The following is a 10,066-nucleotide window of genomic DNA, read 5'->3' as shown; positions in this document are numbered from 1 at the left end:
ATGGATGGCCGCCTGCGTATCGCCGTCGAGCCGGCGCGCCTGACGGGCCAGCGCCTCCAGTGCGGTGTCGGGCTTGCCGTGCTCGTCCGCCAAGAAGGAGCGTGTCGCGAGGCCGGCAGCGAGCGCGGTATCGGCATCGATCGTTGCGCCGGCGCCGATCCATTGGCGCGCCAGCGCCGGGCCGACGCGGCCGGCAAGCCGCGCGGTGCCCAGCACCAGCCCGAAGGCCGCGCCGGGGAAGGCGAAGCGGCCGTCGTCGGCCACCCAGCATTGTTCGCACGCCGCAGCCAGATCGGCGCCGGCGCCCATGGCGCGGCCATGGACCCGCGCGACGGTGGTGAACGGCGCCGTGTAGATGGCCTGCAGCATCAGCTCGACGCGGATGAAGCGCGCCAGCAGCGTGTCGTCGGTTTCGCTGTCGAGGTCGCCGAGGTCAAAACCCGTGCAGAAGTGTTTTCCCGCCCCTTCGAGCAGCAGCAGCCGCGTGCCGTCGCGCTGGCAGGCGAGGACCGCGTCGTGCAAGGCCTGCACCAGCTCGGCCGACAAGGCATTGCCCCGTTGTGGGCGGTTCAGCGTCAGCCGCGTGATATCGCCTTGCCGGTCGATCAGCAGCACCGGCTCGGCCGTGCCGGCGACGGTCGGCGCGCCGTCAGACATCCGGGGCCGCCCACAGATTCGGCGCGAAGCGGTTGGCATAGCCCGAGACGAATTCCTTCGGCGCGCCCGTTGCCGGGTCGAAGACATGGCGGCGAATGCGGCCGATATTGCCGCCGTACAGGTGGACGCTGACCGAGACCCGGTCGTCGAAGGCATTGCGCACGCGGTGAATGTCGCCGAGCGACGGCGATACCGCCGCGACCTGGCCGGCCTCGAGCCGGGTCTCCTCGCCATCCTGATGGATGCCCCGATCGTCGCGCCGATAACGGATGTCGATTTCCGCGCCGCGCAGCACGCCGATCCAGCCCCACACCGTGTGGTCGTGCACCGGCGTCTGCTGTCCGGGGCCCCAGACGAAGCTGACCACCGAGAAGCGATCCAGCGGATCGCCGTACAGCAGGTATTGCTGGTAATAGGTCGGATGCGGCTGCGCCAGTTCGTCCGGAAGCCAGTCGTCGCGCGCGACCAGCGCCTGCAACAAGGGGCGGGTGCCGTCGAGCAAGGCGGCCTCGTCGCGGTTGGGTCCTTCCATCAGCGACGTGACGCCGGCAACGAATGTCCGCAGCGGTTCGATGGTACGGGTCATGGCGTTTGCTCCTGCGTTTGCTCCTGCGTTTGCTCCTGCGTTTGTTGCTGCGTTTGTTGCTGCGTTTGTTGCTGCGTTTGTTGCTGCGTTCGCCCTTGCCCGACGCCCTTGGCATCGGCGTCGCGAATCGATTCGGTATGCTCGCCGAGCGCCGGCGGAGGCCGGCGCACCGGCAAACCCATGCCATCGAGCCGCAGCGGCGAGACAAAGGTCCGCGTCGCCACGCCGCTTGGCAGCGTCAGCGGGCGCACCCATTCCATGTGTTCGACCTGCGGGTCCTGCAGCGCGGCGGCATAGTCGTTGATCCGCGCGTGCGGCACGCCGGCGGCCTGGAAGGCCGAGATCCAGTGATCGACGCCGGCGCCGGCAAAGCGCTGCTCCAGCAGTTCCTTCAACGCGCTCTGGTTGGCGGCGCGATCGCGCGTGGTGGCAAAGCGGGGATCGTCGGCCAGCTCCGGCATCTGCACCACGCGCACGACCTCGAGCCACAGCTTCTGGTTGCCGGCCGCGATCGCGAAGTAGCCATCGGCGGCGCGGAACGCCTGGTACGGCGCGTTGCGCGGATGCGCCGAGCCGAGCTTGGCGGGACTGCGGCCGGTGCCGAAATACTCGCTGGTCTGCAGCGCGGCGATGCCCAGTGTGCAGCCATACATCGGCACATCGATATGCATGCCGGCGCCGCCGGCGCGCACGCGAGCCAGCGCGCTGGCGATCGCGAAGGCCCCGTACAGGCCCGAAGCGAAATCGGCCAGCGGCACGCCGCATTTGACCGGCGCACCGTCGGGCTCGCCCGTCACGCTCATCACGCCCGCGGCGGCCTGGATCGTCAGGTCGAAGCCGCCCTCGGTGGCGCGCGGACCGCTCTGGCCATAGGCCGACACCGAGCAGTAGACGAGGCGCGGATGGTCCTCGCGCAGGCTCGCATAGCCCAGCCCCAGGCGGTCCATCACGCCGGGCCGGTTGTTCTCGACGACCACGTCGGCCTCGAGCATCAGCTTGCGCGCCAGCGCGACGTCTTCCGACTGCTTCAGGTTCAGCACGACCGAGCGCTTGTTGCGGTTCAGCGAGGCAAAGTTTTCCGAGAAGCCGGCCGAGATCGGCGGCCATTGCCGCAGCGTATCGCCATCGGGCGGCTCGATCTTGACGACGTCGGCGCCCATGTCGGCCAGCAGCATGCCGCAGAACGGTCCGGCGGCGACGGTGCAGAACTCCAATACCTTGACGCCGGCGAGCGGCAGATCCTTCTCGTTCAGATCGGGCATGACGATGGCAGCAGTGGGATGGCGCCGGTTGGCGGGAAGGCGCGCCGGCGGCCGGGTTGCGGGCGCCGGTGCATGCGGGGCATTATATGGACGTGCCGGAATACGGGACAATGGTTCCGTATTTGAGAACAGCGTACCGGAGGCGTGGCGCTGCCTCTCCCCCGCCCCTCTCCCGCGAGCGGGAGAGGGGAGCGAAAACCAAGGGCGATGACGTTGGCAATCGGCTCCCCTCTCCCACTTGTGGGAGAGGGGTGGGGGAGAGGGCAAACCCGCGTGAAAGCCCGAGCAATACCAAACCCATGAACAACACCCTGATCAAAGGCCTCGGCATCGTCGAGCTGCTGGCCCATAGTGACCGGCCGCTCGGGCTGACCGAGATCGCGAACCGGCTCGGCATGGCCAAGAGCAATGTCCATCGGCTGCTGCAGGCGCTCACCGAGTTGCGCTATGTGATTCGCGACGAGGGCACCGCGACCTACAGCGCGTCGATCAAGCTGTGGGAGCTGGGCTCCGCGGTGCTGGGCCGGCTCGACCTGCGCCGCCATGCCGAGGGCTGGATGGAACGGCTGATGCAAGACAGCGGCGAAAGCGTCCACCTGTCGGTGCTCGATCGCGGCGAGGTCGTCTACGTGCACAAGATCGACAGCCCCAATCCGGTCCGCGCCTATACCCAGATCGGCGGACGTGCGCTGGCGCACTGCGTGGCGACCGGCAAGGCGATGCTGGCGTTCCAGCCGCCGGCCGTGCTGCAACGGATGTCGACCGCCCTGGACGGCGCCACCGCCAACTCGATCGTCGAACCGGAGCGCTTCCTGCAGGAGATGGACAAGGTGCGCCGCCAAGGCTATGCGGTCAACCGCGGCGAATGGCGCGAGTCGGTCCATGGAGTCGCCGCGCCGATCGTCGACGGACACGGCCAGGTGTTCGCCGCGGTCGGCCTGTCCGGGCCGGCGGAGCGCTTCAAGCCGCAGAAGGTGCGCACCTTTGCCGAAATGGTCCAGCATGCGGCCGCCGAGATTTCATCGAGCCTGCGCGGCGGCACCCGGCACAGCGCGCTCGCGCTGGCCACTCGGGGCATGGTCGCGGCGGGCCACTGAGGCGCCGCGCGACAGGGCTTTACCGCGGCTTTACAGGGGCTTTACACGGGTTTTCCCGGGGGTTTACCCCCCATCGGCGGGGCGCGGCGAGCCGGTCGGCGGCAACGAGTGTTCCGCGGAAGCCACAACCGCGCCCGATTGGTGCAGCGCGCATAGGCCGCTCCAAGATTCACCTTATAATGCCGCCACCTGGCCGACATCGAACGGACTTACCCAGTTCTCACCGGTGCGGAGGGCAGGCGGGCGATTGGCCTGCGCAATAACAAGAACGTGGTCATGTAGTGCCCTTTCAGGCCTGAGCCGCGGTCGTGCATGCGCGCCCCGACCAGCCTGTCAAAGTCGCCGGGGAGTTCTTCGATTTTGCGCACGTCCAAGGCCCGCGCCTGGATGATTCGAACAAACACGATCGAGGAGCTCCCAATGAAGCATTCCCGTCTTACCTCCCTTTCTCTCGCCGCCGCGCTGGTCACCTTCGGTGCCGTCGCACAAGCGGAAACCGTCAAGATCGCTATCGCCGGCCCGATGAGCGGCTCGGTCGCGCAGTACGGCGACATGGTCAAGGCGGGCGCGCTGACCGCCATCGAGCAGATCAACGCTGCCGGCGGCGCCGGCGGCAACAAGCTCGAAGTCGTGCTGATGGACGATGCCTGCGAGCCGAAGCAGGCCGTGGCCGTCGCCAACAAGATCGTCAGCCAGAACATCCGCTATGTGATCGGCCACGTCTGCTCGGGCTCGACCATTCCGGCCGCCGACATCTACGAGAACGAAGGCGTCGTGATGGTGACGCCGTCGGCCACCGCGCCGCAGCTGACCGAAGGCAAGAAGCGCAAGATGATCTTCCGCACGATCGGCCGCGACGACCAGCAAGGTCCGGCCGCCGCGCAGTACATCATCGGCAAGGTCAAGCCCAAGAAGGTCGCCGTGCTGCACGACAAGCAGTCGTACGGCCAGGGCATCGCCGCCTCGGTGCGCAAGGACCTCGAAGCGGCCAAGATCCCCGTGGTGCTGTTCGAAGGCATCAACGCCGGCGATTCGGACTACTCGGCCGTGATCACCAAGCTGAAGTCGCAGGGCGTGGACTTCGTCTACTTCGGCGGCTATCACCCCGAGATGGGCCTGCTGCTGCGCCAGGCGCGCGAGCAGGGCGTCAAGGCGACGTTCATGGGACCGGAAGGCGTCGGCAACAAGGACGTCACCGCGATCGCCGGCCCGGCTTCGGAAGGCATGCTGGTCACGCTGCCGGCCGACTTCTCGGCCGACCCGGCCAACGCGGCGCTGGTCAAGGCCTTCGCCGACAAGAAGCGCGATCCGAACGGTCCGTTCCAGATGCCGGCCTACGCGGGCGTCAAGATCATCGCCGACGCGATCGCGGGCGCCAAGAGCACCGATCCGACCAAGGTCGCGGCGTACATGCACAAGAACGCCTTCCAGACCCCGATCGGCAAGGTGGAATACGACGCGCAAGGCGACCTGAAGTCGTTCAAGTTCGTCGTCTTCACCTGGCACAAGGACGCCACCAAGACGGCCGCCAACTGATCGCCGGCGCGGTCCGTGCCAACGCCCCGTTCGTCACCGAACGGGGCGTTTTGATATGCCGGGCCGCTTCGATCGCGCCCCTCCCCGCGCGGGAAGGGCCCGCCGCGACAGGCACGCCGGCTTCACCGATGCGGCGCCGAGAGGCCCGCCCCCCGGCCGACGTGCAGTACAGACGGGACGTACCTCATGAACGAATTCCTACCTCAATTCACCCAGCAGCTGGTCAACGGCCTGACGCTGGGTGCGATCTATGCGCTGATCGCCATCGGCTACACGATGGTCTACGGCATCATCGGCATGATCAATTTCGCCCACGGCGAGATCTACATGATCGGCGCCTATGTCGGCCTGGTGACGCTGACCGCGATCGGCGTGGCGGCCGGCTATCCGTTGCCGCTGGTGCTCGGCGCCGCGCTGCTGGTGTCGGTGATCGTCACCGGCCTGTACGGCTTCGCGGTCGAGCGGGTCGCCTACCGGCCGCTGCGCGGCGGGCCGCGGCTGGTGCCGCTAATTTCCGCAATCGGCATGTCGATCTTCCTGCAGAACTACGTGCAGATCGGCCAGGGCGCGCGCGACGTGTCGGTGCCGGTGCTGATCAGCGGCGCGCTCGAACTCGAGATGGGCGGCGATTTCACGGTGACCGTGCCGTATTCGCGCCTGCTGATCGTCGGCGTGACGCTGGTGCTGATGATCGCGCTGACGCTGTTCATCGGCCACTCGCGCATGGGCCGCGCCTGCCGCGCCTGCGCCGAGGACATGCGCATGGCCAACCTGCTCGGCATCGATACCAACCGGGTGATCTCGTTCACCTTCGTGCTGGGCGCGATGCTGGCCGCCGCGGGCGGCGTGCTGATCGGGCTGACGATCGGCAAGCTGAACCCCTTCATCGGCTTCGTCGCCGGCATCAAGGCATTCACGGCCGCGGTGCTGGGCGGCATCGGCAGCATTCCGGGCGCGATGCTCGGCGGCGTGCTGCTGGGGCTGGCCGAGACGTTCGCCTCGGGCTACATGCCGGCCGAATACAAGGACGTGGTCGCCTTCGGCCTGCTGGTGCTGATCCTGCTGTTCCGTCCCACCGGCCTGCTCGGCAAGCCGGACGTGGAAAAAGTCTGAGGACCGCGCCATGAATTCCTCCATTTCGATGACGCAATCGCTGAAGAACGCCGTCTCGGCGGCGGTGCTGACCGCCATCCTGACGATCCCCATCCTCGGCCTGCAGCTCAAGCTCGAGGGCTATCGCGTGGTGCTCGAACCGCACTGGCGGCCGGTGTGGATCGCGGTGGCGGCGGTGTTCCTGTTCCAGCTGTTCAAGCCGCTGATCCACCGCACGACCTCCACGGTCAAGCTGCCGGCGCTGCCCACGCTCGCGCCGGGGCAGCAGCGTGCCGCGGTCTGGCTGCTGCTGGCGGTCGGTCTGATCTGGCCGTTCTTCGGCTCGCGCGGCGCGGTCGACGTCGCCACGCTGGCGCTGATCTACGTGATGCTGGGCCTGGGCCTGAACATCGTGGTCGGTTTCGCCGGCCTGCTCGACCTCGGCTATGTCGGCTTCTACGCGGTCGGCGGCTATACCTATGCGCTGCTGAACCAGGCCTTCGGCCTGTCGTTCTGGGAGTGCCTGCCGATCTCGGCCGGCATGGCGGCGCTGTTCGGCTTCCTGCTGGGCTTCCCGGTGCTGCGGCTGCGCGGCGACTACCTGGCGATCGTGACGCTGGGCTTCGGCGAGATCATCCGCCAGTTGCTGAACAACCTGACCAGCCTGACCGGCGGGCCGGACGGCATCTACGGCATCCCGAAGCCCACGGTGTTCGGCATCCCGATGACCCGCAGCGCCGGCGAGGACGGTGCCCGCACCTTCCACGACCTGATCGGCCTGGACTACAGCGGCGAACACATGGTGATCTTCCTGTACCTGCTGGCGCTGCTGCTGGTCGGCGTGACGCTGTTCGTCACCAGCCGGCTGATCCGCATGCCGATGGGCCGCGCCTGGGAGGCGCTGCGCGAGGACGAGATCGCCTGCCGCTCGCTGGGCCTGAATCCCACGCGGATCAAGCTGTCGGCCTTCACGCTGGGCGCGACCTTCGCGGGCCTGGCCGGCGCCTTCTTCGCCGCGCGCCAGGGCCTGGTCAATCCGGAATCGTTCACCTTCATCGAATCGGCGCTGATCCTGGCCGTGGTGGTGCTGGGCGGCATGGGTTCGCAGCTCGGCGTGATCATCGCCGCGATCCTGCTGACGGTGCTGCCCGAGGTCGCGCGCGGCTTCGCCGAATACCGGATGCTGCTGTTCGGCCTGGTGATGGTGCTGATGATGATGTGGCGCCCGCAGGGCCTGTTGCCCGCCAGCCGCCCGCACGTGGAGTTGCCGCAATGAGTGAACAGAGCGCAGAACTGTTGAAAGTATCCGGCCTGCAGATGCGCTTCGGCGGCCTGCTGGCGGTCGACGGCATCGATTTCAGCGTCCGCAACGACGAGGTGTTCGCGATCATCGGGCCGAACGGCGCCGGCAAGACCACGGTGTTCAACTGCGTCGGCGGCTTCTACAAGCCGACCGCCGGCGAGGTGATGCTGGACGACCGCCCGATCGCCGGCCTGCCGAGCCATATGGTCGCGCGCCAGGGCCTGGTCCGCACGTTCCAGAACATCCGGCTGTTCAAGAACCTGACGGTGGTCGAGAACCTGATGGTGGCCCAGCATCGCCGCGTCAAATCGGGACTGCTGCACGGGCTCTTCGCCACGCCCGCCTACCGCCGCGCCGAGCGCGAGGCGCTGGGACGCGCCGCCGAATGGCTCGACCGCATGGGGCTGCGCGCGGTGGCCAACCGCGAGGCCGGCACACTGTCGTACGGCCATCAGCGCCGGCTGGAGATCGCGCGCTGCATGATCACGCAGCCGCGCCTGCTGATGCTGGACGAACCGGCCGCGGGCCTGAATCCGCAGGAAAAGGTCGAGCTGAAGATGCTGATCGACCAGCTGCGGCGCGAGTTCGGCATCGCCGTGCTGCTGATCGAGCATGACATGAGCCTGGTGATGGGCGTGTCCGACCGCATCCTGGTGATGGAGCACGGCCGCCCGATCACCATCGGCAAACCCGAGGACGTGCGCAACGACCCGCGCGTGATTAAGGCATACCTGGGAGAGGACTGATGCTGAAGCTGGAACAGGTCCATACCCATTACGGCGCCGTCGAGGCGTTGTGTGGCGTATCGATCGAGGTCAACCAGGGTGAGATCGTCACGCTGATCGGCAGCAACGGCGCGGGCAAGACCACGCTGATGATGACGATCTGCGGCAGCCCGCGCGCCTCCAGCGGCCGCGTGCTGTTCGAGGGCCGCGACATCACCGGCTGCTCGACGCACGAGATCATGCGCATGGGGATGGCCATTTCGCCCGAGGGCCGGCGCGTGTTTCCCAGCCTGACCGTGCTGGAGAACCTGAAGATGGGCGCGTTCTTCGCGAAACGCGACGAGATCGAGGCGGGCATCGAACACGTGTTCAAGCTGTTCCCGCGGCTGGAGCAGCGCGCCTCGCAGCGCGCCGGCACCATGTCCGGCGGCGAGCAGCAGATGCTGGCGATCGGCCGCGCGCTGATGAGCCGCCCACGCCTGCTGCTGCTCGACGAGCCGACCCTGGGTCTGGCGCCGATGATCATCGCGCAGATCTTCGACATCATCCGCACGATCCGCGAGGAAGGCGTGACGGTGTTCCTGGTCGAGCAGAACGCCAACAAGGCGCTGCAGGTGGCCGACCGCGGCTATGTGCTGGAAACCGGCAAGGTGGTGCTGGCCGATACCGGCGCGAACCTGCTGGCCAACGACCAGGTGCGCAACGCGTACCTGGGCGGCTGAGGCGAAGGCTGCCGCGGCAACGCAACGGCCCGGCCACCGCCGCCCAACCCCGGGTGGTGGCGGCCGGGCCGCTTTGTTTGCGGCACCGCAGGCGGCACCCCACGCCAGTACGGCACATCGAGCGTGATCATATGCAGTACAATGCAAACGATTCTCATCTACGCTCGCTGATTCATCACTTAGCAAGCGGTCAGGTAGTACCGGCGCCACGCCGGCAACCCGCCCGCGGGACCAAAGCTCATGCGCTTGTCAGACTTGCCGCGGCGCACCGCGGCCATCGTACTGTCGGTCGACGACAGCACCCCGAACGATCCCATCGCCCGACGCCTGCGCGAACTCGGCTTCGTGCCCGGCGAGGCCGTGCAGATCATCACCTATGGCCCGTTCGGCAAGGACCCGCTGGTCGCCCAGGTCGGCAGCACGCGCTTCGCGCTGCGCCGCGCCGAAGCCGCCCGCGTGACGGTGCAGCCCGAGGGCGCGCGCACCGGCAAGACGGCCGACGCAGTCAATCAAGCCAGTACCGCGTGAAGCGGACCGATTCGAATTACGCCATGTCCGTCGCTACTTCTCCCGCCACTCCCGCTTCCGCCGCCACCGCGCAGGCGCCGCTGCGCGTCGCGCTGGTCGGCAACCCCAATTGCGGCAAGACCGCGCTGTTCAACCGGCTGACCGGCAGCCGCCAGAAGGTGGCCAACTACGCCGGTGTCACGGTCGAGCGCAAGGAAGGCTATTTCGTCGCGCCGTCGGGCCGGCAGGTGCGCATCCTCGATCTGCCCGGGGCGTACAGCCTGCACGCGACCAGTCTGGACGAAGCCATCACGCGCGACGTCTGCATGGGCAACCGCCCCGGCGAGGCACGGCCCGATCTGCTGGTGTCCGTCGTCGACGCCACCAATCTGCGGTTGCACCTGCGCTTCGTGCTGGAGCTGCGCCGCCTCGGCCTGCCGATGGTGGTGGTGCTCAATATGAGCGACGCGGCCGAACGCCGCGGCATCCGCATCGACCGCGACAAGCTCGCGGCAGCGTTGGGCGTGCCGGTGGTGCAGACGGTTGCCGTGCGGCGCGGCGGCGCCGCCGCGCTGCTGT

General features: G+C 67.9%; 11 protein-coding genes. 8 read left to right on the top strand and 3 right to left on the bottom strand.

Annotated elements, in window-relative coordinates:
* From B551_RS06725 to B551_RS06715, 3 genes are all read right to left on the bottom strand, one after another.
* Positions 1–657: enoyl-CoA hydratase/isomerase family protein (locus tag B551_RS06725; RefSeq protein WP_023263731.1), on the bottom strand; the 657-nt coding region annotated here is incomplete at its 3' end.
* Positions 650–1,243: a cysteine dioxygenase gene (locus tag B551_RS06720; RefSeq protein WP_023263730.1), complete on the bottom strand. Its 594-nt coding sequence runs from the start codon at positions 1,241–1,243 to the stop codon at positions 650–652. The genes B551_RS06720 and B551_RS06725, both read right to left, overlap by 8 nt.
* Positions 1,240–2,505 (bottom strand): CaiB/BaiF CoA-transferase family protein, encoded by a 1,266-nt coding sequence (locus tag B551_RS06715; protein ID WP_006576584.1) that lies wholly within the window; start codon positions 2,503–2,505, stop codon positions 1,240–1,242. Before B551_RS06715 ends, B551_RS06720 begins: the two co-directional genes overlap by 4 nt.
* A gap of 299 nt (positions 2,506–2,804) precedes the next feature.
* On the opposite strand from B551_RS06715, the gene B551_RS06710 reads away from it, so the two are divergent.
* The 8 genes from B551_RS06710 to B551_RS06670 all read left to right on the top strand — a co-directional run.
* The gene (locus tag B551_RS06710; protein WP_006576583.1) at positions 2,805–3,602 is read left to right on the top strand and encodes an IclR family transcriptional regulator; all 798 of its coding nucleotides are present in this window, start codon (positions 2,805–2,807) and stop codon (positions 3,600–3,602) included.
* 420 nt (positions 3,603–4,022) lie between these two features.
* A complete protein-coding gene (locus tag B551_RS06700) occupies positions 4,023–5,138 on the top strand; it encodes a branched-chain amino acid ABC transporter substrate-binding protein (protein WP_006576582.1) in 1,116 nt (371 codons plus the stop codon).
* A 186-nt stretch (positions 5,139–5,324) separates the two neighbouring features.
* Positions 5,325–6,251 carry a high-affinity branched-chain amino acid ABC transporter permease LivH gene (gene livH / locus B551_RS06695; protein WP_006576581.1) on the top strand — a complete coding sequence of 309 codons (927 nt, stop codon included), beginning with the start codon at positions 5,325–5,327 and terminating at the stop codon, positions 6,249–6,251.
* Positions 6,252–6,261: 10 nt separating this feature from the next.
* Entirely contained in the window at positions 6,262–7,506 is a 1,245-nt protein-coding gene (locus B551_RS06690; protein WP_043437828.1) for a high-affinity branched-chain amino acid ABC transporter permease LivM, read from the top strand.
* Positions 7,503–8,279: a high-affinity branched-chain amino acid ABC transporter ATP-binding protein LivG gene (gene livG, locus B551_RS06685; RefSeq protein WP_023263728.1), complete on the top strand. Its 777-nt coding sequence runs from the start codon at positions 7,503–7,505 to the stop codon at positions 8,277–8,279. Before B551_RS06690 ends, livG begins: the two co-directional genes overlap by 4 nt.
* Positions 8,279–8,980, top strand: a complete 702-nt coding sequence (locus tag B551_RS06680; RefSeq protein WP_006576578.1) for an ABC transporter ATP-binding protein — start codon at positions 8,279–8,281, stop codon at positions 8,978–8,980. The genes livG and B551_RS06680 overlap by 1 nt, the downstream gene beginning before the upstream one ends.
* Before the next feature lie 240 nt (positions 8,981–9,220).
* Positions 9,221–9,508, top strand: a complete 288-nt coding sequence (locus tag B551_RS06675) for a FeoA family protein (RefSeq protein WP_023263727.1) — start codon at positions 9,221–9,223, stop codon at positions 9,506–9,508.
* A 23-nt stretch (positions 9,509–9,531) separates the two neighbouring features.
* On the top strand, positions 9,532–10,066 hold a 535-nt coding region (locus tag B551_RS06670; RefSeq protein ID WP_043437825.1), incomplete at its 3' end, for a FeoB small GTPase domain-containing protein.

It is taken from the genome of Cupriavidus sp. HPC(L), assembly GCF_000307735.3.
Classification (GTDB): Bacteria; Pseudomonadota; Gammaproteobacteria; order Burkholderiales; family Burkholderiaceae; genus Cupriavidus.
This window is presented reverse-complemented; position numbering and strand designations above follow the sequence as displayed.

Bases quoted from the DNA above. Each gene is read 5' to 3' on its own strand.
- B551_RS06720 (WP_023263730.1), bottom strand. From the start codon at position 1,243: ATGACCCGTACCATCGAACCGCTGCGGACATTCGTTGCCGGCGTCACG.
- B551_RS06715 (WP_006576584.1), bottom strand. From the start codon at position 2,505: ATGCCCGATCTGAACGAGAAGGATCTGCCGCTCGCCGGCGTCAAGGTA.
- B551_RS06710 (WP_006576583.1), top strand. From the start codon at position 2,805: ATGAACAACACCCTGATCAAAGGCCTCGGCATCGTCGAGCTGCTGGCC.
- B551_RS06700 (WP_006576582.1), top strand. From the start codon at position 4,023: ATGAAGCATTCCCGTCTTACCTCCCTTTCTCTCGCCGCCGCGCTGGTC.
- livH (WP_006576581.1), top strand. From the start codon at position 5,325: ATGAACGAATTCCTACCTCAATTCACCCAGCAGCTGGTCAACGGCCTG.
- B551_RS06690 (WP_043437828.1), top strand. From the start codon at position 6,262: ATGAATTCCTCCATTTCGATGACGCAATCGCTGAAGAACGCCGTCTCG.
- livG (WP_023263728.1), top strand. From the start codon at position 7,503: ATGAGTGAACAGAGCGCAGAACTGTTGAAAGTATCCGGCCTGCAGATG.
- B551_RS06680 (WP_006576578.1), top strand. From the start codon at position 8,279: ATGCTGAAGCTGGAACAGGTCCATACCCATTACGGCGCCGTCGAGGCG.
- B551_RS06675 (WP_023263727.1), top strand. From the start codon at position 9,221: ATGCGCTTGTCAGACTTGCCGCGGCGCACCGCGGCCATCGTACTGTCG.